The organism is Streptococcus danieliae, assembly GCF_009767945.1.
Lineage (GTDB): Bacteria > Bacillota > Bacilli > Lactobacillales > Streptococcaceae > Streptococcus > Streptococcus danieliae.
Genome location: NZ_WSRS01000034.1, coordinates 1 through 16880, shown reverse-complemented (window position 1 = coordinate 16880; position 16880 = coordinate 1). Strand labels below are relative to the sequence as shown.

Annotated in this window: 18 protein-coding genes and 1 pseudogene; all 19 read right to left on the bottom strand. The window is 40.1% G+C overall.

What is annotated here, in order from left to right:
• Positions 1-191 precede the first annotated feature (191 nt).
• Positions 192-1160 (bottom strand): annotated as a pseudogene (locus E5983_RS04825) (UPF0236 family transposase-like protein); the annotation flags it as partial.
• 162 nt (positions 1161-1322) lie between these two features.
• Positions 1323-1880 carry a hypothetical protein gene (locus E5983_RS04820; protein WP_160332780.1) on the bottom strand — a complete coding sequence of 186 codons (558 nt, stop codon included), beginning with the start codon at positions 1878-1880 and terminating at the stop codon, positions 1323-1325.
• A gap of 36 nt (positions 1881-1916) precedes the next feature.
• Positions 1917-2207: a hypothetical protein gene (locus E5983_RS04815; protein WP_160332779.1), complete on the bottom strand. Its 291-nt coding sequence runs from the start codon at positions 2205-2207 to the stop codon at positions 1917-1919.
• Positions 2208-2219: 12 nt separating this feature from the next.
• On the bottom strand, positions 2220-2486 hold the full coding sequence (locus E5983_RS04810; protein ID WP_160332778.1) for a hypothetical protein: 267 nt from the start codon (positions 2484-2486) through the stop codon (positions 2220-2222).
• Positions 2487-2488: 2 nt separating this feature from the next.
• The gene (locus tag E5983_RS04805; RefSeq protein WP_160332777.1) at positions 2489-3304 is read right to left on the bottom strand and encodes a ParA family protein; all 816 of its coding nucleotides are present in this window, start codon (positions 3302-3304) and stop codon (positions 2489-2491) included.
• Positions 3305-3482: 178 nt separating this feature from the next.
• Positions 3483-4169 (bottom strand): hypothetical protein, encoded by a 687-nt coding sequence (locus E5983_RS04800; RefSeq protein WP_160332776.1) that lies wholly within the window; start codon positions 4167-4169, stop codon positions 3483-3485.
• Positions 4166-4822: a hypothetical protein gene (locus tag E5983_RS04795; protein ID WP_160332775.1), complete on the bottom strand. Its 657-nt coding sequence runs from the start codon at positions 4820-4822 to the stop codon at positions 4166-4168. Before E5983_RS04795 ends, E5983_RS04800 begins: the two co-directional genes overlap by 4 nt.
• A 9-nt stretch (positions 4823-4831) precedes the next feature.
• On the bottom strand, positions 4832-6442 hold the full coding sequence (locus E5983_RS04790) for a phage tail tip lysozyme (protein WP_160332774.1): 1611 nt from the start codon (positions 6440-6442) through the stop codon (positions 4832-4834).
• A 13-nt stretch (positions 6443-6455) separates the two neighbouring features.
• Positions 6456-6707 carry a hypothetical protein gene (locus tag E5983_RS04785; RefSeq protein ID WP_160332773.1) on the bottom strand — a complete coding sequence of 84 codons (252 nt, stop codon included), beginning with the start codon at positions 6705-6707 and terminating at the stop codon, positions 6456-6458.
• 13 nt (positions 6708-6720) lie between these two features.
• Positions 6721-8670 carry a virulence factor gene (locus tag E5983_RS04780; protein WP_160332772.1) on the bottom strand — a complete coding sequence of 650 codons (1950 nt, stop codon included), beginning with the start codon at positions 8668-8670 and terminating at the stop codon, positions 6721-6723.
• A 2-nt stretch (positions 8671-8672) separates the two neighbouring features.
• Positions 8673-9320, bottom strand: coding sequence for a hypothetical protein (locus tag E5983_RS04775; RefSeq protein ID WP_160332771.1), 648 nt, complete (start codon positions 9318-9320; stop codon positions 8673-8675).
• A gap of 2 nt (positions 9321-9322) precedes the next feature.
• Entirely contained in the window at positions 9323-9628 is a 306-nt protein-coding gene (locus E5983_RS04770) for a DUF5592 family protein (protein WP_160332770.1), read from the bottom strand.
• Between the two features lie 91 nt (positions 9629-9719).
• The gene (locus tag E5983_RS04765) at positions 9720-10001 is read right to left on the bottom strand and encodes a BRCT domain-containing protein (RefSeq protein WP_160332769.1); all 282 of its coding nucleotides are present in this window, start codon (positions 9999-10001) and stop codon (positions 9720-9722) included.
• Between the two features lie 8 nt (positions 10002-10009).
• Entirely contained in the window at positions 10010-12346 is a 2337-nt protein-coding gene (locus E5983_RS04760) for a pLS20_p028 family conjugation system transmembrane protein (protein ID WP_160332768.1), read from the bottom strand.
• 122 nt (positions 12347-12468) lie between these two features.
• Positions 12469-12942, bottom strand: a complete 474-nt coding sequence (locus E5983_RS04755; protein ID WP_160332767.1) for an LptM family lipoprotein — start codon at positions 12940-12942, stop codon at positions 12469-12471.
• Positions 12943-13062: 120 nt separating this feature from the next.
• Complete coding sequence (locus E5983_RS04750; protein ID WP_160332766.1) at positions 13063-15939, bottom strand: VirD4-like conjugal transfer protein, CD1115 family; 2877 nt, start codon at positions 15937-15939, stop codon at positions 13063-13065.
• Positions 15926-16180, bottom strand: a complete 255-nt coding sequence (locus E5983_RS04745; RefSeq protein WP_160332765.1) for a hypothetical protein — start codon at positions 16178-16180, stop codon at positions 15926-15928. Before E5983_RS04745 ends, E5983_RS04750 begins: the two co-directional genes overlap by 14 nt.
• A gap of 15 nt (positions 16181-16195) precedes the next feature.
• Positions 16196-16603: a single-stranded DNA-binding protein gene (locus tag E5983_RS04740; RefSeq protein WP_160332764.1), complete on the bottom strand. Its 408-nt coding sequence runs from the start codon at positions 16601-16603 to the stop codon at positions 16196-16198.
• Between the two features lie 100 nt (positions 16604-16703).
• Positions 16704-16817: an LPXTG cell wall anchor domain-containing protein gene (locus E5983_RS10190; protein WP_414486769.1), complete on the bottom strand. Its 114-nt coding sequence runs from the start codon at positions 16815-16817 to the stop codon at positions 16704-16706.
• Between the last annotated feature and the right edge of the window lie 63 nt (positions 16818-16880).

Genomic DNA, 16880 nt, shown 5'->3' with positions numbered 1-16880 from the left:
TACAATATTTGTCGTTTTGAACAGATCAAACGACTGAATTTGAATACATGGGCTTAGTGCGCCCAAAAATCAGAATTCTCCCGATAATCGGGATAGAAAAGTAGGAAATACAGGGACTTTTGCTGGAAATTGGAGGGCAAGAGTCCCTTCTTTTTTTATATGACGGAATACTTCTGGTTTTTAGAGGTGCCCTTAAATCTATCAAATTCTTCTTGCTCCTCATCACTCATAATCATTGATTCTGCAGTATCAAGAATCGTCCGCAATTGACTTTTATCATGCTTCTTGATGGCCTCGAAAGCTCCATCCAATAATTCTGTAGAGTAGAGACTGAGAAACTTTTTTACGTCTTTATTAACATGGTAGGCATCCCAAAAATGTTCATGTCTCTTAACCTTCAGAGCCTTAGCTATTTCTTTGAAAACATAGGGAGTGTATCCGTGTCCCCCATCCGAATTTGTAATCAATACAGTATTCTCATCAATTTCAAAATGATGAAAAATATACTCCAAAACATGATCCCTAGCCAAACGATTATTTAAAGAGATAAATTCCTTCTTATCCTGGAGTTCAAACCGATTCTTCCCTACCTGCTTGCTACCAGTATGTACTACAAAATGCGATAGATCAAAATGGCGATTATCCTTATTCGTGTCCCTGGCCCTGAGCATGACACCATCGCCCTCTATGTAGATAATATCCGCTTTCTGCTTTTTCTCCTCAGGAACTTCAAAAAAATTATACTCCATTCTTTCTTCTAATAACTGATTGCACATTTTAATCGCCTTAACAACAGTTGGCTTGGTAATCGTTATATTGTAGAGTGTTTGAATGGTTCTAACAACATTATCATAAGACATCATTGTCGATAAATAGGAGATCTGATACATAAATTCAAGAGAAAAACGGACATTCTTTTGAAGACCCAAGCGCTCATCAACTGGAACCACCCAGTGATCTCCCTTTTTCCATCTTCGTCTGCGAAAAGTAAATTCCCCAAAAGTGAAGGCGACTGTACGCTCTGTAGAATGAACACACTTATAACCTCTTTTCTTCATAACAGGAATCATTTGTTCATCATAATGACGAATAAATCTATCGAAGTCTTTTCCAACTTCCCTGGATAACTGATTTTTAAATCCTATTTCATCAAATACCATTCATAGACCCTCCTCCAATAAACATATAGAGTATTGTAAAGAGTCTCTACTAGTTTTTCAAATTTATTTTGATTCTGATGACGAATTATAGCTGTCTATAAAACACAAAAAAGCAACGGTTTGGTGGCCGTTGCTGCAAAATGATCTATTCTCTTTCTCTCTTTACTTTTTTAACTCGTTCGAAGTCTTCGCCAACAGCTTCTTCTCCTCATCCGAGTAATCTGTATAATCGTCTTGCTTTTTAAACATAAGATAATCTATACTATCGAATTTTTTTAGAAAAGCAAAAGTCAAGGTAGACCCCAGAGTAGCTAATGCAATAAAAAAGAGAATATTGAGTATTGAATAATCAAAAGGCTTCCAATTGGAAGTTTTAATGATTAATAGAAAGAGGATGGTTAGATTAGCTAGTAATTTATAATCACGAATAGTTCTACTCCAGTAAAGATCAAAATACTCCTCATAAAATTGAGATTCATCAAGTAAAGAATACTTACTCCTTAATTTTTCTGCCTCTACTCCCCTTGTTATCCGATAATCTATAATAACTCCGACTAATATCGCCGTTAATAAATTTGAAAACAATTGCGTTTCAAAAGTAACAAAAACTAAAATTAATAGTCCAGTTATACCCAAAATCAAGCGCCAATTTGCCAACCAAAAACGTTTTATTACACCTATAAAAATTGTAATTCGTATACATAATTCCATTGCTTCCATCTTAATTCAAATCCTTCCTATTTCCCTGATCGATCATCATTTTTTATCCTCCAGATACCAAAATCCAAGACACGCAAAAACAATCCCCCAGAAAGTCCCTGTGATTATATCTGGGATAAATGAGAAACCACCTGTGAAGTGTACCCCTATCGCAATCAGGATAATGGGCAACACCAAGCCTGGTACAAATTTAGCAGCCAATAGTCCCACAATTAACAAAAAAAACATACTTAACCCAATTGTTTGGAACAATATATAGATGGAAATCCCGATAAAAGCCAGGAACATTAACTTAATAAGCGCTCGAACATAGAAAAAATAGAACATCTTGAATCCTCCCTATTTCAATTTCTTTTGGATCTTGGCATACTCCTTCAGGATCATTTTCTCCAGATAATCTGATGCTGATTTTGCCTGATGAAACTCTACCAAAGCTTCCAATTTCTCCTGGCGTACATCCTCATGTAGCGAGAAAATATAACGCCCTTTCCTATTATAAGATGCTGGTGAATTTTGCTTTTTCTTTGTTACCTTGGTTTTGGTTCTTGGTTTTTGCTCTGTCTGTTCAAAGGTTTCTTTCAGCTGCGCAAACCGATTTTCAGCCATATTTAATCAATCCTTTCCATAGAATTTAAGATATTCCGATACACATATTCTATGTTATCAAAAAATATCTGATGTGTCGTCACTTGCTTGGTGGTCATCAATTCCCTCTGCTCAAAAACACTTTGATTCAGTACCAGGCTTTTGGCCATGAGTTCTTTCTTCTGAACAGATCCAAGATAACTTTCTTCTGCTTCAACAACATCCAGGAATTGCCGACAAGTCTCTGTCACATGATTTCCGTAATACTCAATTTTATTGCCGATTAGATAGGGCTGCACCCGCACATAACTTTTCCTGCTTATAACCTCTATCGCCTCGTTTTTAATATGATCCACAAATCTTTTGAGAGCTAGCCAAGCTCTAAATCCATTTGTGGAGGCATCCGTTACCCCTAGTACAACATCCGATACAGCTATGAAATTGGCTGTCACTAGACTCTCATCATTGTGAGTATCTATGAGAATGAAATCAAAGTCTTTCTCTAGCTGCTCATAATGCTCACTAAACCACATAAAGAGCTGAAGGTATTTATTGTTCCGACTCGTTAAATCAAGTTGCTCATCAGTCAATCGTGCATCTCCTCGAATTAGACTTAGACGATTGTTCACCTGACAAATTTCATAGTCTCCTGTCACAAAAACATCATAGATCGTTTTATCGCTGGTGACATCAAATGAATGCGTTAAATTGCACTCTCTGGCTCCATCGATCAACAGAACTCGCTTCTCTTGAACTCGTGATAACCAGTCACCTAAATTGTAAGTATGGCTACTTTTACCACCCCCACCCTTATCTAAATTGACTGTCAAAATCTTCATATTCAACCTCCCAATAAGCTGTAAACCAAAAATTAGTATATAACTTTATATATAACTTGTTATGACCTTTCTTATATACTTAATTATATCACAAAAGGCAACTACGCTCAACAAATGTTATATAAAAAAGGTATATAACTTTGTATATACCTTTTTACGTTTCAAACACTGATAAAAGCTATTGAATAAAGGAATGTTTCACCTCTGCCACTTTCCGATTATCCCCTGTTCCTGCCAGCGTAAATCTGAATAACAAATCATCCGTTGTCCGATAATCTCCCGATAAATCTCTCTCATGAATATAGATTTGGTACTGCAAAACAGCCGTATAAATAACCTCTGCATCTGATCCCTTCTCCCAGGAATCTGGATAGATTTGTAAACCAATGATTTTTGATTTTAAACCATTGATGTCAACATCATTGTCCTTAATCTTTCCAACTAGATCTTCGGGTACAGGAACTCTATAATTAGGCGGCATAATAACCTTCAATAACTCATCACTTCCTTTAGCACCCCCTGCTTCCAACATCTTTCTCTGATTATCGTACTCTTGACCATTTGTCCAGGAGAAAATAGTATCAAGATAGTTTTTTACGATCTTTTCATCTTGCTTTAGTTCACTAAGAGAAAATCCGACTACTTCTTGTGTTAGTTCTTCTTGTGCTCTTGTAAGCTCCTGACCAACTTTCTGAGTCTCTTCTTCCTTTTTCTCCTTGATCTTTCGAACAGATTCTAATTCTACCGTCTTTGAGGCAATACCTCGGGATACAGATATTGTCAAAGGCAATAGAATAAGAACAGCTGCCAATAAAACGAGAAGGATAGACCGTAAAATTATCTCTGGTTTAATCGGTTTTCTCATTGACTATCACCACCCTTTACTTCTTCACCTGAAGATAAAACTCCAACTTCTCCTGAACCAGGTACAAAAACATCAGTCGGCGCCAACCATTCTAAAGTCTTAATCATGGAGAGTAACTGGAATCTTTCTTGCTCCTCATCATACCAGACTTTCATGAGGACAACTGTCCTTCCCTCTCCATCGACAATACTGATGGTATCAGCTGCTTGCACTGTGAAGGTAAAATCGGGAATTTTGCGGTTCAGAACCATCTGCCAGTTTGATCCACGGTAGAGAAATAGTCCTCGACTTTCCCCCAGTACCATGACATTATCAATCTCTTCCCGCAGCTTCTCGACCCCTCGTTCCTTCTTTTCTTTTTCAGCTGACAGTAGCTCTTTCGATAGCTTGTAATAGACTTCAAAAGCTGCTTTTTTCCGTTCCTCTAGTTGCTCATAGTCCTTTTTAGCTTGGCCATTTTGAATAGCTTTCAATAGCGTTTCATCCTTCTTTTGCTTGGTGTCTAAAGTTACAATCGCTGCCTTTTCACCAAGCAAGCGATCCTCCAGCTCCTGTTTATTCTTACTAAAGGATTCATTTGCAATCAATAAACCCATTGTCGTGATTGCTAAAATTACAGCTAGAAATAACTCGATCTTTCTTTTTCTAGTCATTGTCTTCTCCTACTTAACTTTCCCTGCGAGTCTCGGATCATCTTTAGTTGTACCATCAACACGAATTTGAAGCGGGTTCGGCTGAATAAATTCATCTCCTAGATAGTTAGGCGCAGCTGTATCAAACCAGCCTACTTCGATGCCTTCCAACACAAGACCTGGATCGATGATAGGATCATCAACACTGCCTCCATAATTCTTTTCGTCAAGGTTAATTCCAGTCCATAAGTTGATACCATTGGCCACTGCATCCGCATTTAAGACTCCAAAATGCAAATGGGTAAGACCTGGGGAGCCTGTATCCCCTTCTGTTCCAATCCGTTGTCCTGCTTGAACCTTATCACCAATCTGAACATTGTTATAAGCTCCATCGACTAAGAGATGCGTATACTCAAGAACAACTGGTTTGCTCAACTCTGTTTCAGATGGTTCACTTTTAATGAGAATCTGGCCAAAACCAGGACTTTTTCCGACAACTGTCCCATTGTAAACTGAAAAGATTTCCCCCTTTTCTCCTTTTGGTGAAAAGGCAATTCCCCAGTCTGCTACAACGTCAATCCCATTATGGGTAGAAAATCCAAAATTGGCTGCTGCAATTGTTCGAGCTTTATTGTAGGTCCTAAAAGCTGCTGTCCAATAATAATCGTGATTATAGGGATGGCCTCCCTTTCCTTTACCAGAGGAAGAAGATTTGCGGCACTTATCCCCATTCTTCTCAGAATTTTTCTTGGCCGAAACAGTATTGGCCTGACTAATAATGGATTTACCGTAATCGACGTCTAACTTTTCTTTTCCTAGGCGGACAGCCCAATTAGTCGCATATTGTTGCCGTTGGTCCAAGTGAACCAAACCACCGCCACCTGGAGCCTGTCCAGCGTATTCATAATGATTGAGCCAGATAGCAGCACCTTCAGCTGGAGAACTAGCTGCAGGCATAGCCTTAATTTTTTCCAGTCGCTGATAATAATAATCACCCTCAGCTGTGTAAGGCTTGAAAAATTCGCTGCTATCCGAAAAGGCAAACAACAAGATACTATCAATATCGGCCTTGGTTTTCTTATTGGCATCCGCCCAGTCGAAGTAGGGCATAACCCCATTATAGCCCGTCCATTGCCAGATTCCAAAGCCAACCCAATGGCTACCATCTGGCGAACCTCCACGGTAGCCTTCATCACTCAAACCACCTCCATAGGCTGAGATAACTGAATTAAAGCCGTTTACAAACAAGGCTTCTGCTTTGGTACCATGTTTTTGGATTTCTCGAACAGCATCTTCAACGCTATTCGCATTAGCCCAGTAACTCCAAAGATGGTTCAACTCAACAAAGGGTGGCATCAAAGAACTCTCTTGTTGGGCATTTCCAACAGCTCCATAAGCCTTGTTTTCATCAAGTCCGTACTCAACAGCCACTGATGCAATCTTTTTGGCAATCTCTACTTGATCTTCTTCAACCTCAGCCCCCTCAATGTTTCCAGAAGCCTTACTTGCTATTTTGCTTGAAGTTGAACTACAGTCTCCGTTATTGCTGCCTGAGATGGCACCAAATAAACCAGCAACAGCATTGACCGCCATCCAAAGGACCAGAAGCAAGGCTATAAAGAAGTAAATCAGTTTTTTCACTTCTACCTCCTTATTACCACAAGCCGAGAACCGTCCGCATCATCGCATAGATTACTAAAAAGACAATTACACCGATCCCAAGCTTTTTCAGACTTTGCAAAAACTCTTTATCTCGCTGTTTTTGAGCCTCTAGTCGCCTAGGATCCGATTCCCCTTCCGAGGCAAAATAGTCTCGCTCAGCCTTCATAATCGCTTTTCGAATAGCCACAGCTTCTTCAAAAGCCGCTTTTTTCCGTGCAATAAATCCTTGTTTTTCTCCTGCCATCATTTATTCCTTTCTATTGGATTCCACCGTAGCGCTGCATATCAGGTCCCAAGAGCTGCTGATTAAAGACCAGGTTCCCTACACTTGCGATATTCATAAACAATTGTCCTTTAACCAAACGTGGCAGTGTCTCTAACTCCGACTGATTCATAGACCCTGCCAAGGCATTTGCAAGAAGCGGGATGCTGGTTTCTTCTGTTTGAGCAAAGACACGGTACTGCATCAAACCAAAAATACGCTGAACAGCAGTCACATAAGGATCCTTATGATCCCCAATTCCTGATTCAAACAAAATTCCTCGTAAGGAATTGACCGAGAGAACAACTCCTGCAAAGTTATCCCCCATGGAGTCAATCATATCTGCCAGAAGCTCTACACTGCTTTCATACTTGGGATTAATCAAAGTCTGAGCTTCACTGATATTTACAATGTAATGCTGCATATCCATCTCTGTTAGTTGCGGATTCGTCTTCAACAACTGCTTACAACGCTTCCCATTGTTGACAATATCAGCTGAAACAAGTGATAACACCGAAAAGATTTGGGCATTTAGCAGCTGCGGATTTCCCTTCAAACCTGAGAAATCAAAGGTTACAACCTGTTCGGATGAAATATCCTGGAACTCCGTTGTCCCTTCAAACATCTCCGCATTGGTCGTGAGTAGCTCATTAAAGGTGTTATAAATCCGATTGATCGACTTAATTTCAATTTTATTGGGATGACTCTTCATCTCTAAACTTCGTTTATAGTCATCAATGTAGAGGACAAAATCCGACAGAATAGGATATTCGTCATTTACAAGATCCGTTGCCTTTAGCCGTTCTGGATTGAGTTTGGGATTTCTAGCCCACAAGCCTTCATCGATGTAAAACTCGTTTAATAATTGGCCAAAGGTCGTCAAATCGTCTCCTGTTACCTCATGGTTTAAGAGCTTTAAAATCCCCTTCAATTTTTGAATGTGTAGATTGTAAGATTTCTTTTTGTCAATTTCTGTCCCTTGTTCGTTGGTAACCGTTGGAAAAACTTGGAAGATATTAATCCGATTGGATTCCCCAGACAAGTCCAGGATTAATCCGTGCTGCTGGCGAGTCTGGTCCAGGAAGGTTCCATTCGCATCAAAATTTCGAATGTAATTTCCCTTGGCATAGAGTCCGTCTGTATGTTTCAACAAGAAAGAACGCTGGCCCATCTTAGGATTTCCAGAAAGAATCATAAAGGACCTGGTCCTCCGATCATCTCTTTCCAAAAAATTAAAGTTAACTGCTCCCCTGGTTGGAGTCCAACCAAGATAAACTCCTCGTTGATCTTCTAGTTTAGTGTGGTTGAAGAAATAGCCTCCTGCTAGGTCATAGGCCCGAACAGGAATGCCTCGTCTTCGATTCGGTAAATCAATTTGATATTCAGCTGGAACAAAGGGAGCATGGTATTCAAAGTCTAATTCACCTGATAAAATCGTGGATTTAAAATTAGAAGTCTTGTCCTTAATATCTTCAACCTTCCTAAAGAGTTCCTCCTTAATAGAAGCCGATACAAAAATTCGCACGTACATTCCCAACATAGCGATATTTTTCTTCCGAATTTCTCGATCTAACTCTGTTAAATCACGAATCTCATCCAGCTCCTGCTGATTATCAACAATCTTACTATTTCCTGTAATTCTGGTGGACTTTTCTTCAATTGAATCCTTAATATCATCCTTCAATTCCTTGTTGTTGGCTCTATAAAGAGATAAAAAGGCCCTGGTTCCTGGAATCAACATCAAATCCGATAACCAGAAGCGATCTAAGTCTGTTGAAGGATACTCGTAAAAATGAAGGACTGTATGATAACCATCCCCACTCATCCAGGAACGATCATCCTTTCTAAAGTCAATATTTCCCTGTGGTTGAATACGGCTAAGAAAAGCCAAGTCATAACCTTTGGCTTTTAGCTGTCTTTGTTTTCTTCTGGATAAATCTGGCATGCCTACACCTTTTCGTTCATGTTGTTATACTGCTTCAAAATCTGTTCTTTTTTGATTCTCGTAATTTCTTGAGGGACAAAGTCCCCATTACCATACGATTTAGCTTTGCGGACCAGCTCATCTAAATCACTTGTGGTATCCGCAAAGAGCCACAAGATAAACTCTGTATTGTAGATTTCTTGTTGAATACTCTCTTCGACCTGAAGTTCATTTCGAAGCCATAGTTCCCGATCATCTAGCTGCGCATAGCGGCGAGAATCTGGTGAAAGTTTGGCCTTTTCTTCTCGAACCAAGCTCAGATGATGCCGTAAGTCTATCATCTGTGTGTCCGTATTGGTAGGCAAGGTTGTTGTTTCAATTTGAATATTGGTATTAAAACTCGATAGCCACTTTTCAAAGTTTTCGATCGTTCTCCTAATCTCATTGTAGGAAAGGGAACCTAGATCTTTTCCTGGAATCTCCATCAACTGTAAGTATCCATGATCCACCAATTCAATGTAAGACTGCCGATTATCAATAATCCGTTTAACATCCAGTAAGGCTACACTCGAATGCAAGTCCACATAATCTTGGCTCGCTTCTCTAGGACTTCGTTTCCGCCCCAGGGATTTTTTCTCAGGAGCTTTTTTCTCTGTTTGTTGAATTGCCATCTTTATCGATCTCCTCTTTTATAATTTAAACTGATGTAACGCTTCCGCCTTCTCCTAAAGAATAAAAACATACTCTGCCAATTTTTCTTACCGCCATTTGTCGGAAGCACTAAATAGAGACACATAAGAGGGGTTAAAAGCACAAAGGCCAACAATTGAGGCCATTGGCTCGTTGGGAAAATCTTAGTCCCAATATTGATTGCAGCAACACCAGATCCGCCTACAAAAGCAAAATCCACCATAAACAAGCCAAGAATTTTCACCTTGGAGTAAATATCTCGGGGAACCCCGTATTTTTCAGAAGGCATTGTTTTCTCCTTTCTCTTACTAATTTCATCATAAGGGATAATGGAAATTCTTGCGTTAAGGGGACAAGTCAGGGAAAATCAAAAAAGAGCCTCATCTCTGAGACTCCTCTACAAATTTAAAAAATTCTTCTTCAGACACTAGTTCAATAGGCTGGCCTTGTTCCCGTAAAGCTAAGGCCTTGCTATATTTTTTAGAAACATTTTCGATATGAAACAGATCCAGCTGCCTACGACCAACGATCAATACATCTGTCCGTTTACAGACATAAGGTAAAACTTCTGCCCCTCGCTCAACCAAAAAGGCTGTCACCTCGATGCGAGTCATGGGCCGCAAACTACCTGTAATCGCCACAACTTTTCCAATAACATCCATTTAATCACCTACTCATCTCCCTCTTCAATCTCAGCACCCTTAATGTGATTTGGTGCCTGCATCCGCTCTAAACCATTCTTGGCAGTCTGGTTGGCAAACTTCATTTGATTTGCGGATTCTTTGAAGCGTTCCCGAGGACTCTTTGAAGTACCAGAATTTGTACTGTTGGGAGCTGAATAGGCTTTTCCTTCAGGTGAAATAGCTGGTTTAGATTTCAAGGATGGACTAGTTCCTACAGAAGATGGGGAGGTTTTACCTAGTACAGATCCTGTACCTGAAAGATTCGGTGGAGTTTGGGATAAAGGCACTTCAAGACCTGAAAATTCAGTGGAGGTTTGTGGTGATAAAGGAGGTTCTCCCCCTGAAAGATTTGGAGAATCTTGGGATAAGAAGGGTTCCGTACCTACACCACCAGAAATAGGTGCTTCACCTGGCCCCTGACTCACATCTGGATCTAGGTTGGGAGTTATCCCAATAGGATCATCTAGGCCACCTAGAGAAGGTGCTCCTTCTCCTGAAGAAACTCCTGGTGTATTCATACCTCCCATAGCAGCTTCAAATTCTGTAGAAGGGCTATTCAGCTGAGATCCATGAGGGGAAGCGGAAGTTCGATCGGTCAAACCACTATAAACCGCATCGTAACCCGCCTGCTCTTTTTGACGGAGATGATCTGCTACTCCACCTGCAAACTCCTTGGTCTTCCCAACTGCTTCTTGTCCAAGCATATCCGCAACATCAATCATATTGCTGAGGCCACCCTTGGCAGCTTGTTTGACTCCTTGTTCCTTACCAGCAGCTATAGCTCCACGGATACCACCCTCTGTAACAGCCAAGCTATTCCCCAGAACCTTACTTCCTGCTGCAACAGCACCAGGAACTTTCTTAGCCACGTTGCCCACAGCACCACCAGCTGCCATGGCCATATTTCCAATTGCTCCAGCACCAGTCGCAAAGGCTTGTCCTGCCATCATGGCCCCAAGCAATTGTTGGGCTGTTTCGTTGTGACCTGTTGATACACCTAACCAACGTTCGATCATGGTCACACCTTGCATTGCTGCCAAGAATACTCCTAGATAAACCAGACAGGCAGCGATACATTGTTCCCACATGTTGAGACCGTCAAAGAATCCGCCTGATAGTTTTGTGACGGTACTAACTGATAGAATTGGTAAATCCCGTAAGACTTCCAGGGTCATCCGCATGATCACCACTTCAAAGAAAATCCCTGCCAAGGCTCCGCCCATAGTTCGCAAGAGTTCCTTATACTTCTTAGAGCTAGACAAAGAAGAATAGCCTTGAAGAGGCGAAATCATAGCCTGAATAATAATATCAAAGACAGATTTAACCAGTTTAACAGACATGGAAATAAGCAAAACAATCAACAAACCATACTGGAAGAAAAGTCCCACCCAGTTGACAGTATAGCGTAGATAAACAGGTTCAAAAGCATTTAACTGACCAATAAGCTGATGATCTGTAATGGTTTCTACCCCATCTTGACTTGAATTAAGTTTATGGAGAAAGAGTCCCTTAAGTCCTTTTTGTTGCTCATCCATTGCATCTAACAAATCTGAATTAGAAGCCCCATAAGTAGCTCCAAAATCAATCCGAGTCGCAAAATCCGATGTATCTCGCTGATCAATACTGTCTGTAATATTATTTACAGGAGTTGAGCCTTCCTTGGGGGGCTTAATATAGCCGTAATCATCTAAGGGAAACAGCTCCGTCGAAAAATCATTATCAATCAATACCTTGAGATCAACCACATTATTTTTCATGGGTTGGATGGCCAAGGAAGAATAATTTTTATTCCCATCTGACGACTCGCTGGTGACTGTCTGAATATCCATGGCATCCTGGGCTACAGAAGAAGCTACAGTGTTCAGACCTAGTGGTAAAACTGCTGTCACCAAGGTCACCAAAAGAAAGTTGGTAATCACTCCCTTAAATTTAACAGGCTTAGAAAATACCCCTAGAATCGCTGAGCTAACCAGAATCAAGCTGAAAATAGTCGTTCCTAGAACCTGGAACCAGTAGTAGAATTGGCCAATAACGGTACTACTATCTCCTAGATAGCCAAAGAGACCAAATAATTTAAACATGTTATTAAAGACATGTTCCAAACTGGCTGTAATCTGATAGAGCGCCTTGGCTAGACCTCCTGGTAAATAAGCTAGCGAGGCTAGATAGGCTGGAGTCGCATCTAGGTAGCTACTCCAGTAACGGTAAAAAGCGGCCAACTTTTCCGCATTCTCCCCCACAATATTCCCATCAGTTTTACTACCAGTATCCAAAAATCCTTTTTCTAAGGAATTGAGAAGATCTGAAAACGTATCAAATTGCACATCGGTTTCCTGCCTTTCTTTAGACTACTCTTATCATAAGGGATAATTGATATTTTCGCTTTAAGGGGACAAGTCAGTGAAAATGGACACTAAAAAAGCCTCCCAAACAGGAGACTTACAACTTATTTTGCTTTTCCAGAGAAATCATAATAGCCGTAATCACGAGAATCCCGATTCAATTCAAAGATTCGAATGGACTTCCCACCGTCTGATAGAGCAATATGGTAGCCACCTTCAGTATCCTCCCACTTGGGATTCTTATGGCGACTGACAATAATTGAAAAATGATGGCTATCTTTCAACTCCTCCGCATGTTCATCAATAATAGCTTGAGCTAAAGTAGGAACCTGATCTTCTCCTAAGATCGAAAAATATTTCATATGCCCTTTACTATTTGTAATGGAATAATTTTCCTTATCAAAGGTCAGAACACCATCATAAGCTGCAAAAGGATAAGTATTTCCTTTGTTTTCAGAATAACCGATATAACTCTCCTGTAATTCTGTTTTGATAATTTCTTCAGGAGTCTTAGTACCACAGGCTGCCAATAAAAAAACAGATAAAGTTAGAACAAAAAATGCTAGAATTTTTTTCATAAATCCACCTCCTCAAACACACCAGTTTGCTTGATTTTAGTATAACAAAAACGCTTTCTTGAGACAACTATTTTGATAATTAGTATATAATTTCTTATATACAAAATTATATACTTCAAACTAAATCACATCATCCACAAACAGGCTCTCATCTTCAAAAACGGATGCTACTGCCGCAGCTAATAGTTCACCTTCTGAAGCATGCTGACGATCCTGGATCTGGTTAAGAGGATTTCTTCTAGTCGCAAGTTGTGGCTTTTCTCCTCCTCTTTGACCATAGTTCTCAAGGGCCTGTCTCCAATCAATGAGATTTATAAAGGTAGAAGAAGCAGCTAAAGCAACATCCTGTAAGTTTAGATTCCTGTGCTTACTCTCAACAGGTATATCTGCCAAAGCCTGGTCCCGATCAAATTCATCTTGTAAGAACATATAAGCATAGGGGAAGCTAGTCTTATCATGAAGGAAGATGGGATCTGTCGTTACTTTTCGACCTGCACGATCCCGTCCCTTGACACCACGCAAGATAACTGCCTCTCCTTCCTGCAGTTTTGCCAGCTGAGTCGGCGTTAACAAATCCTGCCGCATACTGTCAATTGACACATTCGGATTTGCTTCATCCAATATGTTACTAGATCGCCGTCTACGAGTAATTGTTTTGGACCCCAGAGCCTTACTAAATCGCTCATTAGTTTTATCAGAAGTTGATTTCACGTAAATTTGAAGAGAACAGTTGTCTTGAATTGTTTTAGCAGTGTTCTCTCCATATTTATCCACCAGCTGCTCTAAATTCTGGATCCATAGGTAGTAGAGAATATTCTGCCCCAGGTTAATCGAAATTTTGGTATCCATGTTGGGAATGGCTGGAATGTTAGTAAACTCGTCCAACACATGAAGAATCCGATTGATACAACTTCGACCATTGGAAAGAGCCATCTCATAATTGGCATTAAACAGTTGATCCAAAAACAAAGAAATCAAACTATTGTACTCGCTTCTGTTTGGAGGAGTCACTAAAAAGATAACCTTCGGACTATCTGAATAGATAAATTCAATATCCGACTCTTGTAACAGGCCCTGATCCTCCTGATTCAGACTCTTGATAACAATTGATTCTAAGATCGGTTTCTTTGTGTAGGGATCTAATTCAAGAACATTCCCATTTCTTTTAAAGACCTTTTCAGCTGAAAATTGAACCATCCTATCTCTAAGTCCCACTTGATTATTCTCATGTTCAAAATCAATGCTGACGGTAAACTGATTTGGCAATTTAGGTTCAATCGCATAATTCAGATAGCCTTCCGCATCGACCAAGGCTGTTGCTCCCTGTACAAAGTACTTTCGCTTCCTACTACCAAGACCAGGACTTTGACTGTAGATACTGATCCTGGCCGTCGCATGGGCAAAATCATTTTCTAAGGCTCTGTTAGAACTAGACCTAAGACGAATTGACATTCGTCTAGGGAAGCCCACTGATTCCAGGTCAATCGAATTTTTAGAAGTTAATTTGGCAATATTATCTTGCAAAAATAGAGTAAGGCTTGACATCATACTGGAAAAGACATTGCCTTTTGTTTCTTCTGAAGCAAAATCAGAAGAGCGAAAATTCAAATCTGCCATATCCCTAAACTTTGAAAATTCCTGCTGGTTAATTTTTCGCAAATTATCAAAATAGACAGTGATTTTAGACTTCTTCCATAGACGGTCATCTGGATCAGGATCTTCAACAACCTCTCCATCAACATTTACAAAGACTGTCTCTGACCCTAGATCGGTCAGGAATTTAGCAATGTTCCGAATGGTTACTGTATCCCAGGCATCTTTTTCACCATTAGCATAGGCTTCGGCAGCTCGATCTATCAAAGCCATGGTAATCGCATTAAAAAGGGAAATCGAGGTATCTTCCCAATATTTAGCATTTCCATTTCCAGTCTCTGGCTTGGTTTTTCGATAAATCGCTTCTGCAACTGCATTCACCCGTGTCTGCGTTTTCTCATAATAACCCTTTTTAGCAGCCGCAATCGCTAGAGCTAAGGGATTATAGGACATCGACCAGTCCATATTTTGGAAAGATAAAACCTCCACATCATAGCCACGTTTCCGAAGCGTTTTGTAAGAAGATTGGTAATGCTCGCCTTTGGGATCTGAAATCACCATGGAAGGCTGATCTTCTGCTCGACTATTCAGTTCAATTGTCGGTGTAATATGACCTTCTCCTTTACCTGAACGAGTCATCCCTATCCCTAACATATTTGTCGTGCCATCTTCAATGTAATAAGAACCTGAAGCTTTCTTATCCAGCCCCACAAGGGGTATCGCACGTCTAATCAAACCACTCAATTTTCGATTCTGCCACAACATCTGAGCGCCTAAAGTCCAACCTCCTAGATTGTTTTTAACCTCATGCAAGACGGGAACTCCTCCAGATCCTGGATAAGAATCGCTCTTATTAGGAACTTTCTTATATTGGCGATGAACTTCCTTGATCGTCGCAAATCGATCATCCCCCTCTTCATTAAAATTATAATCTCGATACTGTTCAAAGTTCACCCAAGCCGACTTCCAAGCAAGCACCAAGCCAATTAAAAAAACAGGAATAGCTATTATAGGAGCTACTCGAAACACGGAAATATTAAAGAGATTTTGAATCAATAAGCTAGAAAAATCAAACTCGACATGAACATCTGCATCTCTGATCGTTTTTAGCGATAAATAAATATACAGAAAACAAGCTCGGAGAACAGTCACAAAATAATTGGTAAATAACAAGGCAATCAAACTAAAAGCTGCTCCCATGCCCCAAAAACTCCAAAAGCTTTTAAACTGTACTACCGGCCGAACTTCTTTTTCAAAGCGCTTCCGTCCCTTTTTTACAAAAGGGAGATGGTAAACAAGCCTCAGGAGAATATTTCCAGCTACCAGGAATAAATAAGCTAAAACAGCAGAAGCCACCTTCTGAACAGGTTCTAGCTGACTTCCTTTTTGATCATTCTTCCCCATCTTGACCTCCCTTTAAATAGTTAGAAACCCGCTCTTCCGAGAATTGGGAAAACGAAAAAACCTGGGATTGTACATCAGGGCTAGCACCTTGATAACGTTTCATGTAAGACTCCAGAACATCTTCTATTCCCAGGCGAACAATAGACGATCGACTGGCTTGAGCCTGTTTTAAATAATCTGTAATTTGAAGAGAATCTGCAATCAAATCATCTGAAAAAGTATCTACATTTCCTTTCCTCATTTCAATATCCTTCCTCTACTTGGATGAATCTACTCTCTCAAGATTAGAACTAGACGTATTTTGTTGCTTTTCTCGACGTCTCTTAGCTGCCTCCACACTCTCTAAAAAGGTAACCCCTCCTTGCTTACTAGGAACAATATACTGATAACTCCGTTTCTCTCCATTCTTATTAAAATAAGGTTTTTGAAGAATCTCCCCTTTAAGTAAAATCGGGGAGCCTTTTACTAAGCTTTGAGCCAGCAACTCAGCCTGATTCTCATAAACTCGAACATGAAAAAAACTCGAAATGATTTTTCCATGTTCATCTTTTAAGCTAGAGCTACAAACAAAATCAAATTTAAACCGAGTATGTCCATTTCCAGTTTTTCCAATCGCATCTGCTGGAATACTGGCAACTCGGCCGTAAGCAATAAACTCTTGCATCTCATTTCCTCCTGATAATAAAGACCACAAGAAGTCAGTTCATCAAACAGCTTCTTGTGGTCACTTAGACTATTTAGGTACGTATTAAATCTAGCGATTCCTATTTACCTTTTCGTTTAGTTAAAACAGCACCTGCAGATGTCAGTCCTGCCATTAGGGTACCTAACAAGCCCAATACAGAAGCTTCTGTACCTGTGTTTGGAAGAGTCTTCACTGGCTCTTCTTTAGCTGGAGCAACAGGAGTTGCTGGTTTTTCAGGTTGAGCTGGAGTGACTGG